Annotated in this window: 20 protein-coding genes and 2 pseudogenes; all 22 read left to right on the forward strand. The window is 43.9% G+C overall.

Going from position 1 to position 18,178, the window contains the following annotated elements:
- Position 1 precedes the first annotated feature (1 nt).
- Complete coding sequence (locus I6E38_RS01200; protein WP_235392269.1) at positions 2-970, forward strand: acetate and sugar kinases/Hsc70/actin family protein; 969 nt, start codon at positions 2-4, stop codon at positions 968-970.
- A 15-nt stretch (positions 971-985) separates the two neighbouring features.
- Positions 986-1,177: a hypothetical protein gene (locus tag I6E38_RS01205; protein ID WP_235392270.1), complete on the forward strand. Its 192-nt coding sequence runs from the start codon at positions 986-988 to the stop codon at positions 1,175-1,177.
- A 186-nt stretch (positions 1,178-1,363) separates the two neighbouring features.
- Complete coding sequence (locus I6E38_RS01210; RefSeq protein WP_235392271.1) at positions 1,364-1,726, forward strand: YkvA family protein; 363 nt, start codon at positions 1,364-1,366, stop codon at positions 1,724-1,726.
- Positions 1,727-1,869: 143 nt separating this feature from the next.
- The gene (locus tag I6E38_RS01215) at positions 1,870-2,304 is read left to right on the forward strand and encodes a hypothetical protein (RefSeq protein ID WP_235392272.1); all 435 of its coding nucleotides are present in this window, start codon (positions 1,870-1,872) and stop codon (positions 2,302-2,304) included.
- A gap of 62 nt (positions 2,305-2,366) precedes the next feature.
- Positions 2,367-2,855, forward strand: coding sequence for a hypothetical protein (locus I6E38_RS01220; RefSeq protein ID WP_235392273.1), 489 nt, complete (start codon positions 2,367-2,369; stop codon positions 2,853-2,855).
- 11 nt (positions 2,856-2,866) lie between these two features.
- On the forward strand, positions 2,867-3,154 hold the full coding sequence (locus I6E38_RS01225; RefSeq protein WP_235392274.1) for a hypothetical protein: 288 nt from the start codon (positions 2,867-2,869) through the stop codon (positions 3,152-3,154).
- A 91-nt stretch (positions 3,155-3,245) separates the two neighbouring features.
- Positions 3,246-3,500 (forward strand): hypothetical protein, encoded by a 255-nt coding sequence (locus tag I6E38_RS01230; protein ID WP_235392275.1) that lies wholly within the window; start codon positions 3,246-3,248, stop codon positions 3,498-3,500.
- A pseudogene (locus tag I6E38_RS15565) lies at positions 3,497-3,640 on the forward strand (A1S_2505 family phage non-structural protein); the annotation flags it as partial. The gene I6E38_RS01230 and the pseudogene I6E38_RS15565, both read left to right, overlap by 4 nt.
- A gap of 6 nt (positions 3,641-3,646) precedes the next feature.
- A pseudogene (locus tag I6E38_RS01235) lies at positions 3,647-3,763 on the forward strand (hypothetical protein); the annotation flags it as partial.
- A gap of 164 nt (positions 3,764-3,927) precedes the next feature.
- Positions 3,928-4,656 (forward strand): vWA domain-containing protein, encoded by a 729-nt coding sequence (locus tag I6E38_RS01240; RefSeq protein ID WP_235392276.1) that lies wholly within the window; start codon positions 3,928-3,930, stop codon positions 4,654-4,656.
- Between the two features lie 106 nt (positions 4,657-4,762).
- Positions 4,763-6,256 (forward strand): DUF3298 domain-containing protein, encoded by a 1,494-nt coding sequence (locus tag I6E38_RS01245; protein WP_235392277.1) that lies wholly within the window; start codon positions 4,763-4,765, stop codon positions 6,254-6,256.
- Between the two features lie 231 nt (positions 6,257-6,487).
- The gene (locus I6E38_RS01250) at positions 6,488-7,582 is read left to right on the forward strand and encodes a WG repeat-containing protein (protein ID WP_235392278.1); all 1,095 of its coding nucleotides are present in this window, start codon (positions 6,488-6,490) and stop codon (positions 7,580-7,582) included.
- Complete coding sequence (locus I6E38_RS01255) at positions 7,579-8,706, forward strand: hypothetical protein (protein ID WP_235392279.1); 1,128 nt, start codon at positions 7,579-7,581, stop codon at positions 8,704-8,706. The genes I6E38_RS01250 and I6E38_RS01255 overlap by 4 nt, the downstream gene beginning before the upstream one ends.
- Positions 8,707-8,718: 12 nt before the next feature.
- Positions 8,719-9,375 (forward strand): matrixin family metalloprotease, encoded by a 657-nt coding sequence (locus I6E38_RS01260; RefSeq protein WP_235392280.1) that lies wholly within the window; start codon positions 8,719-8,721, stop codon positions 9,373-9,375.
- Positions 9,376-9,400: 25 nt separating this feature from the next.
- On the forward strand, positions 9,401-10,303 hold the full coding sequence (locus I6E38_RS01265) for an NADAR family protein (protein ID WP_235392281.1): 903 nt from the start codon (positions 9,401-9,403) through the stop codon (positions 10,301-10,303).
- Between the two features lie 64 nt (positions 10,304-10,367).
- Entirely contained in the window at positions 10,368-11,051 is a 684-nt protein-coding gene (locus I6E38_RS01270) for a PP2C family protein-serine/threonine phosphatase (protein ID WP_235392282.1), read from the forward strand.
- 86 nt (positions 11,052-11,137) lie between these two features.
- Positions 11,138-12,025, forward strand: coding sequence for an Rpn family recombination-promoting nuclease/putative transposase (locus I6E38_RS01275; protein ID WP_235392283.1), 888 nt, complete (start codon positions 11,138-11,140; stop codon positions 12,023-12,025).
- A 9-nt stretch (positions 12,026-12,034) separates the two neighbouring features.
- A complete protein-coding gene (locus I6E38_RS01280; protein ID WP_407936632.1) occupies positions 12,035-13,057 on the forward strand; it encodes a S41 family peptidase in 1,023 nt (340 codons plus the stop codon).
- 35 nt (positions 13,058-13,092) lie between these two features.
- Positions 13,093-13,470: a RidA family protein gene (locus I6E38_RS01285; RefSeq protein WP_235392284.1), complete on the forward strand. Its 378-nt coding sequence runs from the start codon at positions 13,093-13,095 to the stop codon at positions 13,468-13,470.
- Positions 13,471-13,603: 133 nt separating this feature from the next.
- Positions 13,604-15,163, forward strand: coding sequence for an alpha-L-fucosidase (locus tag I6E38_RS01290; protein ID WP_235392285.1), 1,560 nt, complete (start codon positions 13,604-13,606; stop codon positions 15,161-15,163).
- A 21-nt stretch (positions 15,164-15,184) separates the two neighbouring features.
- Complete coding sequence (locus I6E38_RS01295) at positions 15,185-16,195, forward strand: hypothetical protein (RefSeq protein WP_235392286.1); 1,011 nt, start codon at positions 15,185-15,187, stop codon at positions 16,193-16,195.
- A gap of 93 nt (positions 16,196-16,288) precedes the next feature.
- The gene (locus I6E38_RS01300) at positions 16,289-18,169 is read left to right on the forward strand and encodes a heavy metal translocating P-type ATPase (RefSeq protein WP_235392287.1); all 1,881 of its coding nucleotides are present in this window, start codon (positions 16,289-16,291) and stop codon (positions 18,167-18,169) included.
- Positions 18,170-18,178 lie beyond the last annotated feature (9 nt).

Consider the following 18,178-nt stretch of genomic DNA (forward strand, 5'->3'; position numbering starts at 1 on the left):
CATGATGAAAGAATACATAGTTTCAATAAAGATTGGAAATTACAAAACGAGTGCTTGGGTTGTCGGATTTGACAAAAGATTTGGGGCATATGGAGACGTATTAAAGTTGAAAGGATGTTACAGGAGTGATCAACAATTAAATACTGTAGTTTATGATGATGGGGTAGGAAATTTTTCATATGAAACATACATTGGTGAATTGGTATTTGGATTTATACGCAAAATAGATGTACTTCGATGTGATGGCAAAGCTTGTAAAGCATTGACTGCATTTATAAAATCTTTGTATGTCTTGATGCTTAAATACAACGATATACTTAAGGTAGATGGTAAAGGCAGTACTAATTTTTATCTTTGTGTCACATACCCGTCTAACTGGACAAAAAAGGAAGGTCAGGATTATGCTAACTTTCTTAATGATGCACTTAAGCCGTTTGGCGTTGAGATAATGTGGGCAATTAATGAAAGTATTGCTGCTTATGCGAATTATTATTTGCAAGATGTTTCACAGAAAAATGTAGACAAATGTGTGTTGTTGATTGATTACGGCCCCACAGCGATAAACTATACAGTTATGCATTATGGAATAGTGGTACCTGAATTATCATGGTCGGATTATTCGCTTGGTGCTTCTAATATAGAAAAAATTATATTGGCTGATTATAGCAAACAAGAGAGGTTTCAGGAGGTCTATCAAAAAACGATGGATAAGTTGCGGAGTGATGCTTTGGAAAGTGTTAACATACTATTAGAGTTGCTTTTCGAAATTAGAAAGGCAAAAGAGAATTGTGTGATAGAGGGATACTATCCTGATTTTACGTTTCAACTTAATGTGATACAGAGGCATGATATTTTAGCAAGGTATGACCCTAACTGGATAAGAGACAAAATGACTTACCTCTTTGACTACGAATGCAACATGGATGAAGTTTTAAATGATTATAAAGTAGAACTGTTACAGTCATTCTGAAATATTTCAAAGAAAATGTTCCAATTTGGAGGCTTACAGGCTGATAGTGTTGTTTTGTATGGCGGCGGAACCCTTATGCCGTGGGTAAAATCAATTGTTATGGATGGTTTTGCAACGAAAAAAGTATTTATGTGTGACCCTATGCCGGAAGCAAGAGGAGGTGCTATATATGCCAGAGAAAAACTGTTGAATGTAGTCAAATACTGAACCTGTTTAACAATACTCTGTTAATTCTAATGTAATTGTGGATTTATTGTTAAGTGTGTCTAATATACTAAGGAAACTTGCAAACAGAAAATTAAGGTTTGCAAGTTTTTCTTTTTCTATGATAGATTGGTTACCTTTCCCAACTCTATAACATAAAAACGTATCACAATAAAATAATTAAAAGACATGAACAGACCAAGTATTATAGACACAGTAGTATTGAAAGACAGGCTGCAGGAGTATGCGATGAAAGTCGGTCGTATTAGTGCTCGCCCACTATTGGTGCTATATTTCATCATGGTGAGCAAAGACACTCCGAAGAGCGATAAGTTGATGATATTGTCAACCATATCTTATCTGGTGTTCCCGATAGACTTTATTTCAGCTAAGCGTCTGCCTATTATAGGATGGATAGATGAAGCTTTTTCGCTTTCAGTTGCCTATCAGAAAGTGAGTAAGAATATCACTCCTGAGATTGAACGAAAGACGGATGCTTTGCTCGACAAGTGGTTTCCTGAATATGCCAACTATATTGAAGTCTTTGAATAAATGCACACAATAAAGAAAAGCAAATATTATTGATTTGCATTCATAACAATCGCTGAAAAGATTTTTTGGTTGTTGAAATAATACATTTCGAAATGCTACGTTACAGATAGATAAGGGGTTACAACAAATAAAAACTTACGGATATGGACAAGAATAAATTTAAGGATGCCTATGATATAGGTGAGAATATGGCAGTGCTTAGCAGTGAAGGAAGAAGTTTCACCATCATCAATAAGGAAACTGATAAGACAAGGCAGTTTGTAAGTGAAGACGGAACTCTTCTTGTGGCAGACAGCGAGATTGACTTTGATGCAATAAATAAGGGATGTCCAAATTTCAATGGTTGTAAATCTGTTCGATATTGTTTCGGTAGATATGATAATTTCCGACATGGTGTTTGCGCTATCTCTTGGATGATATATCCCGATGGACGCTACTTTGCTGATGAGGATGGTTTCGGAATGGAAGACAATGACGAAGAAAAAGCCTATTGCATCATCAATAAGGACTTGGAAATAATCGTGCCTTTTCAGCCAATGGACGATGTGGAGGAAATATTGAGGAAATACGAGAAGTAAGTATGTTGGTTATTCATCCAAAAGACAGAACGACTTCTGTACTCTCTACACTATATGAGGGTATGGATGCAAATATGGTTAGCAGTAATTGCTCTAATAAAAAAATGGAGCATTTGTTGCATCATGTTTCTACACAAGAACGAATCATGTTACTTGGACATGGCTCAGACAAAGGGCTGTTCTATCGAGGGGATGACACTAAGGATGAGTTTGATAAAATCATTGTTGGACACCCACACGCATTCCATTTGCGTAAGCACGGTAGTAATATCATTGGCATATGGTGTTATGCAGACAAGTTTGCAAGAGCAGAAGGACTGCATGGGCTATTCTCAGGCATGATAATATCTGAGCAAAGTGAAGCAGAGGAATATGGTATCATGGCTACACAACAGGAGATTCTAAAGTCCAATACCATCATGTTTGGACACTTACGTTGGCTACTTGACGAGGTTATCCCTCTATGCGAAATACCACAGCGTATCAAAAACATGGATGCTGAAAGAACTTCACTATCCGTATTTAACTACAACAATTTCCATTACATATAATCAAAAAGGTTATGCAAGTAATTAAACTTAATGGTGACCATTTGACATTCAAAGGCAGGGTTTATGGCTCTGTTGGCATAGAATATCGTATAGAGTATGATAAAACTGCTTTTCGCATGGAATATAACTACAAATATGTATATTCCGAAAAAGAACGGTGCACGTTATGTGGTGCAGACGATTCTACTGTAACACATGAACTTACTCCACTAAAGAGAGGAATATTCCTGATTTATGAAGTAGAAGGCTTTCGAGGTCAAGAAACCGCAAGAAAAAAGCATACGATAGTAGTCATATAACACCAACCATAAGACTTCATCAAGATATATATAACCGATGAATGTATGTAAAATAAGTTTTAAAAATAGTATTCTTGCCATTTGGAACCAATTGACAAGAAAGGGTGCATGGCGAAACATTTTTGTCACACACAATGCCTTTGGAATATTCAGCAAGTATAGCCATATTTCTCGTCGTAGCGGGAAACCCAAGATTCCTTATCCGAATAAGAAGGTGGCATTAAGAGCTGCTGAGGCTATGGGTAAGAAGCATGGCGTGCATTTCTCTATATACAAATGTGCTTGGTGTGACGGATGGCATATAGGAAAGAATGCACAGAATAAAATAAAAAGGAACAACGCATGAAAGATAAATTTACGCCAAACAATATAGAGTCTCTTGAAGAAAATGAGGTCTTTGTTTTTGGCAGCAATTTGGATGGATACCACATCGGAGGTGCAGCAAGGATTGCCAAAGAGCGTTTTGGAGCAGTATGGGGGCAAGGTTTTCTCAATCATCCGATATTAGGTGAGAGATTAAGAGCTGTAACGAAGGCTTTGTCGATGCATACTGATATGGATGTGGTAGATATTTTTGGGGAAGTTGATGCATCATCAATTAATAGGTAAAGTAAAGAACTACCGAATAAAGGAAATCGTATTCCTCAGCTCAATTTGATATAAAATCGAATGGGCTGAGGGATTTTTATATACTTTGATGATAGGAATGGTTACTTGTTTTACTCTATACACATAAACAAATAAAGTTTGTAACACAAAAAATATCAGATAATATGGAAGAGCTAAAAGACAAGACAGCAATGCAGAAGACTCAAATCTTCAATGTAATAATCCTTGACCGTAGTGGTTCTATGCAGAGAATACGTCAAGCAGCGGTGGATGGATTCAACGAAACCTTGGTTGGAATCAAGAAAGCGCAAGAGAAATTTGCCGACACACAGGAGCATTTCGTTTCACTGGTTACTTTTTGTAGCTGTGAGACATGTAATGTTTTTGACAAAGTACCTGTGGGTAAAGCACATCAGTTGAGGGTTAACGACTATGAGCCATGTTGTTCAACTCCTTTATACGATGCTATGGGATTCACCCTTACTGCGATGCATAAACAGATCAAAGACATTGAGGATGTTGCGGTTGTTGTTACTATCATTACTGACGGTTATGAGAATGCGTCCAAAGAATATAATGGTAGTAGTATCAAGGCACTTGTGGAAACACTTCGCAAAGAAGGCTGGACATTCACTTACATGGGAGCAAATCAAGATTCAATGGAAGTTGCTATGTCGATGTCTATCCGCAATGCTCGTAATTTTGATTATAGTTCAGAAGGAACACGTGCTTCCATGCGCAAAGACACCACGACCCGTATGAATTTCTTTTCTCGTCTTTCTCAAATGAAACATGAGGCTGCTTTTTGTGCAGAACCGATGTCAAAGGAAGAACGTCTTGGTTGCTATGGAAGATTGGCAGATGAAGCCTTTGATGAGGAGGAAAATAGGTAGAAGCTTAAAATAAGGGGCATATGAAAAGAGCAATTATTTTATTTTGGAAAGGGCTGAGGGGTATTACGAAATACGATGATATGAAAGTAACGGATGATATTACACTATGAAAAAACTACTGTTTATATTCCTTATGCTTGCAGTTCTTACTGGCTGTCATGGTTTGCGTATGGGAGTCGGATTAAAAGGGGAAGTCATTGACGAAGACACCCTTGTCTTGGATGGTGATACGTTCACTATTCAAGAACGAATTGGTGACAGTCTGTTTATCGTTTGGAACTATGAACATTCCGATGAAAAGACACCATGCTACCTTCTAAAGTATGAACGTAATGGCTTCTATTATCCTCAAATTGGAGCAACAAGTATCACTTCTATTGACAATACCGTCAACTATGTGAGCATTGACGATAATGATGTTTATGACATCAAGGATAGAAAGATATTGTTCTCATCTCCATGCAGTGCGTCTGGACTTTATTATCTTGGTCAGTGGAAAAGCTTACACCTTTTCGCAAGTTCTGATACGATTTGCTTCTCTGATGGAAAATGTGTTGGACTCCAAGATGATGTGTTTTATCGCAAACCCAAGAAAGAAGGTATGATAACTTTGGTGGCAGGGGCGCAAACAAAAGATGTTTCATTCGGTGACTTATACAACGCAAAGAAAAAGAGTGATGCTCCCGATACGACAACAGAAAGATTGGCAAAGAACTATTATATCAAGCCGAGGAGCAAGTACGAACGGATGGAAGCAGGATTTAGTGTTGATTTGGATATACCGAAAGGTGATGCTGAGTCTGACAAGGCTATTCGGGAATGGATGATGGCTGCTATTAGAGACGATGCGTTTTATCAGTTGGAAAACAATCGGGACATTCCTGTTGGGAAGTGTACATCGTTAAAGGATTTACAGCTTTCTTTGGATGAATATGGTGTGTTGTGGGAGAAACTTTGTCGGGCAGAGTATCAAATAGAAGATACGTTGGAGCTTAGAATGACCTGCAATATAAGAGTGAAGAAAGTGGTTGACTGTGAAGACTATACCACATACTATTATTGGGCAAGCCTTTACAATGGAGGACTTCATGATTTGCCTCGTGAGTATTACATCACATATGACAAACGAAGAGGCGGATTGTTGGATGTCAACAATTCCGTGAAACCTGCGATGGTACAACAGTTTCGGCATTTAGCATTGGAGAGCTTGAAGAAAGAATACGATTTCTGTTATGAATGTGAAAATTCATGGGAGGATTTCACGCATAGCATTTTCTCTTTCCATTGTCCAATGATTGATACAAGCGGTATGGACGATGTAATGCGGTCATTACTTGTACATAATTATTCTTGCGATGATTGGGCGGGATGGAATGGTTACAACGAAAAGGCATTTACCGAGAAGGATTTTCCTTTGACTCACTTTGCCGTACTGCCAGAAGGCATAGTCTTGACATATCATCCTTATCAGATTGATTGCTTTGCTGCAGGCGAATACCATGCAGTTATACCTTTTAAGGAAGCTAATAAATGTTTGATGTTCGATTATTCCAAGCATGAGGACTTGAAACCAAAGTTGCAAAGATTCATCAAGTGGTAAAAATGAAAATATCAAGAATAATATAAGAGAAAAAGCTACGTTACAGATAGATAAGGGGTTACATTTACCTCCTTATTATCATTAACCATCAAAAAAAGAGGAATATGAAGATTACAGCAAGTATGGCACGGTGTTGAAAAAGGAAACATATTCCTTTCCGTCCAACAACAAGGTAAAGGTTACAATTATTTATAATGGACAATATAAACGAAAACTAATAATAAGGGGCATATGAAAAGAGCAATTATTTTATTTTGGAAAGGGCTGACAGGTATCATTGCTGCTACAGCTGAATGGTTCACCGTGATACTGGGTATGAAGGATGAGTCGAAGTATGGCAAGTTTATCCGACGTGTTGTTGGAGGATGCTTTGCTTTCCTCATGTTTGTGTTTGCCTGTGCTGGAGCTAATGCGCTATACCAATTTGTTTGCAAGAAAGTGAATGCTGCGAAATATTTTGATGACTCCTACTATGACTCGCAGTATCTGTCACGAAATGCCACTTACTATAGTCGTAGTTATGAGACTGATGGATATGTGGAGACTCGTGATGGTAAAAAGACCGTCAAGGGCATCCATTGGATTTCGAAGCCATGGGGTGATGACTCACTTGTATGCTATAGTAATGGAGATGCACGTGGTTACTTCAATATGCTGACAGGAGAAATTGCCATTAAGCCTCAGTACAAGCACGCATGGGTTTTCTCTGAGGGCTTGGCTTCAGTAGATGACAACGGAATGATAAAATTCATTGATGCCAAAGGCAATGTGGTTATCGACCTGAACATACCATATATCACTGGTGCAGAAGGATATGTATTCCACAATGGGTATTGCGTGATACACAACAACAAGCGCGACAAATTTGGATTGATTGACAAAAAGGGAAACTGGATGTTGAAGGCTGAATATGATGCTATTTATCCCAAGGATTCTTTCTTCATTGTAAGCAACGGAGACAAGCAGAGTGTTCTTGCTGAAAATCTGAAACCAATATTGCCTTTTATGGAAGCAGACTTTTGGGTGTCAGGTGGTAACATTACAGCAACAATGAAAGACCACACTCTTCGCAAATACAATTTGAAAGGTGAGTTGGTTGACGATTTCTTGATTAGTAATGTTGACAGATTATTGTATGATACTGATGAGATTTGCAAAAAATATGAAGCAGCACCTGGTTGGTATGGGTTGATGTCACTAAACGGCAAGGTTATTACTCCGCCAATATATAGCGACATTACAGCCATTGGTTACGATTTGTATTTGTGTAAAATGGATGACATTAGAGGTGAGATTCTGAACGGCAAAGGAATAAGGGTAAGATGATAGATAGCTGTTTTTTTATATTAGGCCTGGTACTGTTATTGGTTACTTCTTGTAATAAAGAAGATATAAGCATTGCCTATTTCAAGCAATTGCAAAGTATATCTGACAATACCAACAAGGAAGACTCCTTGATGATGCCTTGCGGATTTATAGAGTATGACTCCGTTAGATTTTCTGATGGGTCGTATGCGGTACATCGTTTGCAATATGCACCGCAGAACAGTCTGACGGAGTTCTTTGATAACAAGGGACGAACGATAGCAACAGTGGCAAGAGCATCAGAATGTTATGCACAAACTCTTGTGTATGATTATGATGATGAAGGACGGTTGGCTCATCTTCTCCAATACAAGAGTGAAATCTTTGAAGGCTTGGATTCTGACAGTGCAAGCTATGAAAGAACAAAGGAAGGGTATCTTGGCTTTCGTCAGATGATAGCAAATATGGATTATGAACATCCTGACACTGCAAAATTCCAACAGACCAACATTGAATACGATAAAGATGGTGATGCGCTAAAAGCCTATATCGTATATGGCAATGATAGCATAGTTGCGCCAAGTGGGTATAAGTTGACCGTTGCAGTAAAACCTTGTCTGAGTTTTTGGCAAAGCGACTTGCATGGCGGTTTTTATATCTTTCATGTAAAGATGGAACCAAAAGGAAAAGATTGGCTCAATTATAAGGTATGCCGATATGCCGACTTTATTCCATCTGTGGAGTCGGATTATCGGAATGGGCGCATAGTCAAAACTGTATGGCATCATGATTCATGTATAGAGCCAGATGATAAAGACCTTGTCTTCATACCAGTAAGAACAGGTGACTTGAATGTCTATTCTGTTACATGGGAGGATGGCAGCAAGCATCAACGTGCGTATAAAGATGGGCTGTTGGCGTACATACAGGAAATCAGCAAGTATGGCACGGTGTTGAAAAAGGAAACATATTCCTTTCCGTCCAACAACAAGGTAAAGGTTATATATGAAACTATTGATTATAAAACCAAAACATTGAAAACTCTATCAACTTCTGTCATGGATGTTCCTAACATGGAAATGTATCATGAGGACATGAATGTTGACAGTGGTGATTACAGATGGGAGAATTACTACAACAAATAAAAATGTATGTATATGGATTATAGAATGATTATTAAGAAAGGCTTTCTTCTATGTTGTGTGTGTCTCACCATCTGCTTGTTTGGTTGCAATCGGAAAAACAAAGCAGGTGCTCAACACGTAACAACGAATATAGAGGTATCTAAAACTGTACCGACAGTCTGTTTGTATACATTGGGAAATGTATCAACAAACTTGCGTGAAGCAATGTTTGACTCTTTAAAAGCACATTATCCCAAATGTAAATATGTAGGCAATATTGCTTTGGACAAAAAAGCATTGACAACAAAAAGAAAAGACCATGTGCGCTATAGAGCCGACTTGCTGAATGAGCAATTGAAAGCGTTCAAGTCTGATTCAACAATAGTTATTGGACTGACACAAGCTGATATTGGATTGGACAATTTCCGTAACCGACCTCATAGTGGTATAATGGGACTTGCAAGTGGCATTGGCTCTGGTATAGCGGTATTCTCCTCATACCGTCCTAAAGGTTATGGGCAATTATTCTGTGTGATGCTTCATGAAATAGGTCATACACAAGGATTACGTCATTGCCATGATACGAATTGCATGATGCAAAACGGTAATGGCGGAAATCCATTTGCAAAGACAAACAGTTTTTGTGCTAAATGCAAAGAGTTCATGAAGAATCGACATTGGAATTTATAACTCATTTGACTATGAACAAGAAGATATGGAAGAGAATTATAATGCAACCTCACGTAATGGACATGAGTCTCAGGATATGTACAATCCAGAGACCAATACGTTGGATATACGTTCAAATGGGCTTTATCCTTCTGGAGTATTGAGCAATCTGTGTAGCAATGGGTTTCGTTTCGACGGAATGGTATGTGGCAGTATGGAGGGATTTCTCCAGTCCCTCAAGCAACAAGACTTGGATAAGCAACGTCAGATATGCAGTATGAAAGGAGGTAATGCCCGTAAGCGTAGCGTCACGTCATGGCAGACCGACCAAATCGTATGGTGGAAGGGACAGGCTATTAATCGCCAAAGCGATGAATACCAGATGCTTGTACGCATGGCATACAAGGCTATGTTCGAGCAGAGTGAGCGTTTCCGCACGGCATTGATGTCAACACGAGGTGTCACACTGACACATACTACTGGCGAGGAAAACATTTACAAGACCATCCTCACTCCAAAGGAGTTTTGCAGCATACTGATGGAGATGCGTGAGGAATATGACCTTAGAATCTCAGAACAAGCCAAAGAGCCCCTGGTACGTGAGATGGGTTATGGTGATAAGGAAGGAGCTCGTGGCCCTGTGTATGCCATACATCCGTCTGTCTTGATAGAAAAGCGGTTGGTTATTTGTACTGATGTTGGCGCTTACTTTCTGAACCTCGTTCGGAAGAATTTGCCTGACCACCTTAAAGGGCTTAAGATGGATGCAGTCTATGAAATAGAGGATGAGGAGATTGAGATAAAGCTTTCTCCGCTTCCTTCAGACGACTATTCAGACGACTATGTCATACATACTGATTTCTGTGGTGAATATTACATAGCGTTCTATATGGAAGACAAGCATGGCAACCGTAAGCTCATAGCGGGGTATGATTATATTGACAAGTGATATACAACAACAAGCGTGACAAATATTTACCCCTTTATTATCATAAACTAAAAAGAATCGTAATATGAAGATAAGATATGCAACAATAAGCAAGACTGGTAGAAAGCATAACAATGAGGATGCTTACAAGGTCATTGATATGCCACAAAACAACCGGTTTATGGGAATAGTCTGTGATGGCATGGGCGGTCATTCCTTTGGAGAAACTGCCAGTGAAACTGTATGCAATACTATATCTGACTTTTGGAAAAAATACATTGGTACGCCAGATTGTGACTCAAAGGTGAAACTTGCTTGCAAGAAAGCGAGTTGTGCCATTGACCAAAAGTCATTTGAACTACATCATGCAGAGATGGGTACGACCATGGTCATGGTAAGTATTGAGAACGATGTGGCAACCATTGTACATATTGGTGATAGCCGTTGTTATGTACAAAGACCTGGTGATGGATTACTTTATCAGACAAAAGACCATATCCGTCTTGATTTCGGATGGGAGGTTGTTGCCAAGTGCTTCTTCTCTTACCGCCCCGAAGTGGCTGTGCCAGATATTCGACAAATCAAGCTACAGACTGGTGACAGAATTTTGCTTTGTTCAGACGGACTATACAAAAGCATGGCTCCTGACATTTTGCAAGCAAGGATGATGGATGACAAACCCTTGGAAGAGATACTTGACGTTTATGATTTCCTTTGTAAGAAACAAGGAGATGACAATTATACGGCAATATTGATTGAATGTGTCTAATTTTACGAGAAATAAAAACTTGACAGACCTATGTTTATTCACGAAAAATCAATAACTTTGCATATAGGACATCAAAACTCGTCACTATGGGAAAATATATCAATCCTTTTACTGACTGGGGATTCAAGCGACTCTTCGGACAGGAGTTCAGCAAGGGCTTATTGATAAGCTTTCTTAATGATTTGTTAGTTGGTGAACTTCAAGTGAAAAACGTTGTTTTCAAAGACAAGGAAGAATTACCCTCAACAAAAGATCAAAGAGGCATAATCTACGATGTTTATTGCGAAACTGATACAGGAGAACGCTTCATTCTGGAAATGCAAAATCGATGGCAGCCGAACTTTATCGACCGCTCAATTTGCTATGCTTGTAGGAGTGTGCTTGAACAAGTGGACAAAGGCAAGACGGAGAGGCAGGATGCATATAAATTCCTGCCAATATATACAGTCTGTTTTATGAACTATAAATCGGAGAATGAAGAACTTGACAAGTTCAGAACTGACATCATTCTTGCAGATAAAGACAGTGGTAAGCTTGTGTCAAACAAGCTCCGCTTCATCTACTTGGTACTTCCACTTTTTGAAAAGAAGGTGGATGAATGTGATACGGATTTTGATAAATGGATTTATGTTTTAAAGCATATGGAAGCATTGAGTAGAATGCCGTTTACGGCACAAAAGGAGATTTTCAAGCAATTGGAAGAATATGCCGATAGTCACAGGTTGACGAAAAAAGAGTGGGAGGCTTATGAAAACAGCCTTTGGATAGCACGTGACAATATGGCTTGTATGGCGGCAGCAGAAATTGCTGCTAAAGAAAAAGGAATGGCGGAAGGCAGAGAAGAAGGCAGAGCTGCAGGAATGGCTGAAGAAAAGATAGCTACAGCCAAACGTCTGCTTGCAATGGGACTCAATACTTCGCAGGTTGCTCAAGGTGCAGGCTTGAGTATGGAAGAAGTAGAAAAACTGCTATAATAAAACAAGATGACAAACAGAAAGCTTTTCTGCAACATTGTTATGGCAATCGTTGCGATATTCTCGCTCGGTTCGTGCGTAGACGAGGAGGAATATGCCGACAATCCGCGTGGCAATTTTGAGGCTTTGTGGAAGATTGTAGACGAACACTACTGCTTCTTCGACTATAAGAAGGAGCAGTACGGACTCGATTGGAACGCCGTTTACGACAAATACTCGCGCCAGATAGCCGATGATATGACCGACAGCCAGCTGTTTGAGGTGTTGGGCAATATGCTCGGCGAGTTGAAGGACGGTCATGTCAATATGTATTCGTCATGGGACGTGGCACGAAACTGGTCGTGGCACGAGAACTATCCTTCAAATCTGAGCGATACTCTTATCAACCGCTATCTCGGCACCGACTACCGTATAGCCTCAGGCATGCGTTATCGCATACTCGACGACAACATCGGCTACATACGTTGTACGTCGTTTGCAACGGCAATGGGCGAGGGCAATCTCGACGAAATACTCTATTATCTCATGCCGTGCAACGCTCTCATCATCGACATCCGCGACAATGGCGGCGGACTCGTTACATCGGCAGAGCAGTTGGCGGCACGATTTACCAACACCCCGTTGCTTGTCGGCTACATGCAGCATAAGACCGGACGCGGCCATTCTGACTTCTCGTCGATGGAGGAGCAGCGCCTCAAGCCGTCGAAGGGAATACGCTGGCAGAAGCGCGTGGCAATATTGACCAACCGTTCTGTGTATAGTGCCGCCAACGAATTTGTCAAGTACATGCGCTGTTGTCCTAACGTTGTGCAGATAGGCGACCGCACTGGTGGCGGAGCAGGAATGCCTTATTCCAGCGAACTGCCCATAGGATGGAGCATACGCTTCTCGGCTTGCCCCATGTACGACAAGGACGGCAACAGCACCGAGTTCGGTATAGCGCCCGACTACGACGTGCAGCTCTCGCAAACCGACCTTCTGCGTGGCAAGGACACGATAATAGAGAAGGCAAGAGAGGTGCTCAGACAATGACACTTGAATCATTAACATAATAAAAACAATTCACTATGAACAAAGCAATTAACACAAACAACGCTCCTGCAGCAATCGGTCCGTACTCACAGGCTATTGAGGCTAACGGCATGGTATTCGCATCTGGTCAGCTTCCTATCGACCCTGCTACAGGCAATTTCGCCGAGGGTGGCATCAAGGAGCAGACACGTCAGTCGCTCACCAACGCCCAGAACATCCTCAAGGAGGCTGGTACCGACCTGGCACACGTTGTTAAGACAACAGTATTCTTGAGCGATATGGCTAACTTCGGTGAAATGAACGAGGTATATTCTGAGTTCTTCACACAGCCTTTCCCTGCACGTTCAGCCGTTGCAGTGAAGACTCTTCCGAAGAATGCGCTTGTTGAAGTAGAGTGCATCGCAGTGAAGTAACGCTCCGCAGAAATACGTATAGACATGAATGGAGACTACAGCAAGTTTTCTGCCGTAGTCTCCATTTTTAGTATCAAGGCAATAATAAGCCTTCAGAAAATCATCTTCCTAACAATAAACTAACCATTACAACATGAAGTTAAGTTCACTTTTACTCATGGCTCTATGCCTTCCGCCACTGCTAAACGATGCCATCGGACAGGCCAAAGAGAGCCAGTTCCAGTTGAAGCAATGCAATGTTGCCAATCCTGAGAACACCCCACGTCCGGTATTTCCCGTTCCGAGCCGCAGACAGATGCTGTGGAACGAAACCGAGTTTTACGCCTTCTTCCACTACGGCATGGACACATACACCGGCAAGGAGTGGGGCGACGGCACCGAAGACGAATCCACATTCGCCCCGACACGAGTGCCCGACCCTGCCCAATGGCTCCGTGTGGCAAAGCAGGCAGGCATGAAGGGCGGCATAGCCGTGGTGAAACATCACGACGGATTCTGCCTTTGGCCCACCAAGACCACCGACCACAGCGTCTTGAACTCAGCCACTGAGACAGCCCGCAAGACAAATATTCCGCGCGACTTTGCCCGTGCTGCCCGCAAACTGAAGATGAAATACGGATTCTACGTGTCGCCGTGGGACCTCAGTAGCATCTATTGGGGCGAGAAAGACAGTCAGGGACGCTACACCGACAACTACGCAAAGAAGGTGTTTTTCCCTCAATGTGTAGAGCTGGCGCAATATGGTTCCGACCAGTTTGAGATGTGGTTTGACGGTGCAACGGGTGGCGATCATGCCGGATATTACGGTGGAGCATACGGCGGCAAGGGTACAACGGGCCGCCGAACGATTGACAATGCACAGACATTCTACGACATTCCCAACCTGCGCGACTCCATTCACAAGCTGCTTCCTAACGTTGTGATGTGGGGAGTAGGCGGAGAAGTGCGCTGGATAGGCAATGAAGCAGGCCACGCAGGCGAAACCTGCTGGGCAATGGGGTCGGGCGAGAGTGGCAATGCTGATGCCTGGCGATGGAATCCGGGCGAAAGTGACGCCAAGGCTACCACAGGCGGATGGTTCTGGAAGAAGAACGAGAAAGTGCTTTCAGCCGAACGGCTCTTCCAGATGTATCTGGAGACAGTGGGACGCAACGCTACGCTCATCCTCAATCTGCCCCCCGACGTCAATGGACTTATTCCGCAAGCCACCGCTCAACGCATGGCTGAACTCGGACGCATGCTCAAGACGCGACTGGGCAACGACCTTGCGCTGAAGGCTAAAATCAGTGTGAGCGAGGAGCGCACCCCCGGTGCACACACCGACTATTCCGTACGCCGACTCACCGACGGCAACAAGAACACCTATTGGGCAACGAACGACGCCACAACACACGCCACCATCACGCTGAAGTGGGACAAAGCAGTCACCGTGCGATACGTTCAGCTGATGGAGCACATCAAGCTCGGACAGCGTGTGCGCTCGTTCACTATAGAGACAAGCGACGACGGCACCACATTCACGCCGCGTGCCACCAACATCCAGACCACCACGATAGGCTACAAGCGCATCGTTCCGCTCAACGGATTTACCGCCAAGAGCTACGAGGGCGACGGATATAAGGTGAAGGCAATGCGCATTACAATCAACGACAGCAAGGCTTGTCCGCTGATTCAGAGTCTGTCGGTATTCTAATCTCTCTAAAATCATACAACAATGAACTTCAAGATATATACAATCATAGCTGCGCTTGCACTGCCTATGGCTGCATCGGCGCAGAACACCGAGCGCAAGCTGTGCGACTTTGAGTCGGCTGATGCCTACCGCTCGATAAAGGTGTACGACACATGGGAGAATTCGCCCTTCCGTAATAACTCCGTTGAGGGAAACATACAGGTAGTGCAGAACCACCTGAACGATGCCGACCCTGTACGCGGTTTTGCCCCCAATCCCTCGCGCCATATCCTCGCCGTGCAACGCTCGCGCTTCGGCAGCAACACGTTCGGCGCACTCGTAGGGCTTAAAGAACCTTTCGCCCAGACCAAGACCGTGCAATACGTGCACGTGAAGATATACTCGCCCAAGGGCGGACCAGCAATGCTCATCGGACTGGGCAACCGCGACGACCGTCCGCACCAGTCGCCTCTGACCGAGCAGTTCTGGTCGACAGCCTCGCAACCGCTCGTTGCCGGACACTGGAACGATGCCGTGTTTGCCGTGTCGGGAGCCAATGGCGTGACCATACACAACCTGCTCATCGTGCCCGACGCTACTTCGCCCCACAATCTGACAGCCGACTTTGCTGCCTACATCGACGATATAGTGCTCTCAGCCGACGAAAAACCGTTCTTCACCGTAGGCGCATTTGCAACCTCGCGTGTCTTCAAACGTGGCGACCTCGTGAAGCTTAGCCGAGGCGTTGACGACCTTGGCGGCGGACTCAACGGTGACATCCTGCTTGCCGACGGGTCGGCTGTGACGGGCCGTACAGCCAAGTGTGGCGAGCCGTTGAGCGTAAAGGCAGTTTCGGCACCGGGATTCCGATTCAACAAACTCGTAATACGCCACGGCAGAAACATCGACGGCAACGCACCGGGCGACTGGACAGAGACCGTAGTTACAGCCGACCGCTTCAACAACGGCACCTATACCATACCCGCCAACGTCATCGACGGCGACATTAGATTTGTGCCTTACTTCAGCAGTGTGGCTGCCGAAGTGAAGTAAAAAGAAAAGCTATTGTTTGCGGCCCAACTATGCAACCGTGTTGCACATGGTATTTCTTAACTTTGCATTCAGAAACAATAAAAACAAACAGATATGAATGTAAAGCTAATTAGAATCATTGTTGGAGCCGTTTTGCTCGCAGCCGCTGCCATAATAGGGCATTCGGTGCAGTTGCCAGTGTGGCAAATGCTCCTTATTTATCTTGTGCCCTATTTGGTAGTGGGCTACGATGTTGTGGGCGAGGCGTTTGAAGGAATATGCCATGGCGAGGTTTTCGACGAGGACTTCCTTATGTTCGTCGCTACCGTAGGAGCCATGTGTATAGGTTTTCTGCCCGGAGCCGAACCCCAGTTTGCCGAAGCCGTGTTTGTTATGCTGTTCTTCCAGGTGGGCGAACTGTTTGAGCATTATGCCGAACACCGCTCGCGCCGCAGCATACGTGCGCTAATGGACATACGCCCCGACACTGCCAATGTGCTGCGCAACGGCAAGATTCAGACCGTGAGTCCGGACACAATAGCCGTCGGCGAGACCATCATTGTGAAGCCGGGCGAGCGTGTTGCACTCGACGGCGAGATAGTTGACGGCACGTCGGCACTCAATACCGTGGCACTTACGGGCGAGAGTATGCCGCGCGATGTACGCAATGGCGACCAGATTGTGTCGGGATGCGTCAACATATCGGGCGTGCTGACCGTCAAGGTGCAGAAGAGTTTCGACGAGTCGACAGCCTCTAAGATAATAAATATGGTGGAGAATGCTTCGGAGAAGAAGTCGAAGAGCGAAGCCTTCATCACCCGTTTTGCACGTGTCTATACGCCCATCGTCGTCATAGTGGCACTGGTTCTGGCGTTTGTCCCGCCAATGTTCTGCGGCGGTTATGTCGAAGCGCTCACCACGTGGCTCTACCGTGCGTTGACATTCCTCGTGGTTTCATGTCCCTGCGCTTTAGTCATCTCCATTCCGCTGTCGTTCTTCGGCGGCATAGGTGGAGCGTCGCGCCACGGCATATTGATAAAGGGTGCAAGCTATATCGACGCTCTGTCAGAACTCGACACCGTAGTGTTCGACAAGACAGGAACCCTCACTCATGGTGAATTCTGCGTTGAGGCAATTCATCCCGACAAGATATCGCCCGAACATCTGCTTCATCTTGCAGCCCATGTGGAGCGATACAGCACCCACCCCATAGCCGTTTCGCTGAAGCAGGCGTTCGGTAATGAGGCTGACGGATGTAAGGTTGAGAATGTTGAGGAGATAGCCGGACACGGCGTACGTGCCATAGTGAATGGTCATACGGTGTGCGTTGGCAACGAGCGCATGATGGATTCGGTGGGCGCAGAGTGGCATAAGTGTCATCTGGTGGGCACCACGGTGCATGTAGCCATTGACGGTGAGTATGCCGGACATATCGTTGTGGCAGACCGAATAAAGGAAGATGCAGCCGACGCCATAGCCGGATTGCACGCCATGGGCGTTCGTAATACCGTCATGTTGACGGGCGATCGTAAGGAAGTAGGAGAGGATGTGGCTCGCCGTGTGGGCATTGATGATTGCCACACACAGCTGTTGCCTGCCGACAAACTCGGCATTCTCGAGCAATTGCTCGATAAGAAAAAGAACAACACTACGCTGGCTTTCGTCGGCGACGGCATAAACGATGCGCCTGCATTGGCGCGTGCCGACGTAGGTGTAGCGATGGGAGCGCTCGGTTCGGATGCAGCCATTGAGGCTGCCGATGTTGTGTTGATGGACGACAAACCTTCGAAAATAGTAACAGCCATACACATAGCGCGTCGTACACTGGGCATAGCACGGCAGAACGTATGGTTTGCCATATGCGTCAAAGTGCTCGTGCTGTTGCTCGCCGCAGTGGGTTTGGCTACTATGTGGATGGCTGTGTTTGCCGATGTTGGCGTTATGGTGTTGGCGGTATTGAACGCCATGCGTACGCTGAGACTTTCGTCAGACTGAGAGTATGCC

Source organism: Leyella stercorea, from assembly GCF_021531355.1.
GTDB lineage: Bacteria > Bacteroidota > Bacteroidia > Bacteroidales > Bacteroidaceae > Prevotella.

What these genes read in the sequence shown, in the direction of transcription:
- I6E38_RS01255 (WP_235392279.1), top strand. Translation starts at nt 7,579, where the DNA reads ATGATAGATAGCTGTTTTTTTATATTAGGCCTGGTACTGTTATTGGTT.
- I6E38_RS01290 (WP_235392285.1), top strand. Translation starts at nt 13,604, where the DNA reads ATGAAGTTAAGTTCACTTTTACTCATGGCTCTATGCCTTCCGCCACTG.
- I6E38_RS01270 (WP_235392282.1), top strand. Translation starts at nt 10,368, where the DNA reads ATGAAGATAAGATATGCAACAATAAGCAAGACTGGTAGAAAGCATAAC.
- I6E38_RS01215 (WP_235392272.1), top strand. Translation starts at nt 1,870, where the DNA reads ATGGACAAGAATAAATTTAAGGATGCCTATGATATAGGTGAGAATATG.
- I6E38_RS01245 (WP_235392277.1), top strand. Translation starts at nt 4,763, where the DNA reads ATGAAAAAACTACTGTTTATATTCCTTATGCTTGCAGTTCTTACTGGC.
- I6E38_RS01260 (WP_235392280.1), top strand. Translation starts at nt 8,719, where the DNA reads ATGGATTATAGAATGATTATTAAGAAAGGCTTTCTTCTATGTTGTGTG.
- I6E38_RS01265 (WP_235392281.1), top strand. Translation starts at nt 9,401, where the DNA reads ATGGAAGAGAATTATAATGCAACCTCACGTAATGGACATGAGTCTCAG.
- I6E38_RS01210 (WP_235392271.1), top strand. Translation starts at nt 1,364, where the DNA reads ATGAACAGACCAAGTATTATAGACACAGTAGTATTGAAAGACAGGCTG.
- I6E38_RS01220 (WP_235392273.1), top strand. Translation starts at nt 2,367, where the DNA reads ATGGATGCAAATATGGTTAGCAGTAATTGCTCTAATAAAAAAATGGAG.
- I6E38_RS01285 (WP_235392284.1), top strand. Translation starts at nt 13,093, where the DNA reads ATGAACAAAGCAATTAACACAAACAACGCTCCTGCAGCAATCGGTCCG.
- I6E38_RS01295 (WP_235392286.1), top strand. Translation starts at nt 15,185, where the DNA reads ATGAACTTCAAGATATATACAATCATAGCTGCGCTTGCACTGCCTATG.
- I6E38_RS01275 (WP_235392283.1), top strand. Translation starts at nt 11,138, where the DNA reads ATGGGAAAATATATCAATCCTTTTACTGACTGGGGATTCAAGCGACTC.
- I6E38_RS01240 (WP_235392276.1), top strand. Translation starts at nt 3,928, where the DNA reads ATGGAAGAGCTAAAAGACAAGACAGCAATGCAGAAGACTCAAATCTTC.
- I6E38_RS01300 (WP_235392287.1), top strand. Translation starts at nt 16,289, where the DNA reads ATGAATGTAAAGCTAATTAGAATCATTGTTGGAGCCGTTTTGCTCGCA.
- I6E38_RS01205 (WP_235392270.1), top strand. Translation starts at nt 986, where the DNA reads ATGTTCCAATTTGGAGGCTTACAGGCTGATAGTGTTGTTTTGTATGGC.
- I6E38_RS01250 (WP_235392278.1), top strand. Translation starts at nt 6,488, where the DNA reads ATGAAAAGAGCAATTATTTTATTTTGGAAAGGGCTGACAGGTATCATT.
- I6E38_RS01280 (WP_407936632.1), top strand. Translation starts at nt 12,035, where the DNA reads ATGACAAACAGAAAGCTTTTCTGCAACATTGTTATGGCAATCGTTGCG.
- I6E38_RS01225 (WP_235392274.1), top strand. Translation starts at nt 2,867, where the DNA reads ATGCAAGTAATTAAACTTAATGGTGACCATTTGACATTCAAAGGCAGG.
- I6E38_RS01200 (WP_235392269.1), top strand. Translation starts at nt 2, where the DNA reads ATGATGAAAGAATACATAGTTTCAATAAAGATTGGAAATTACAAAACG.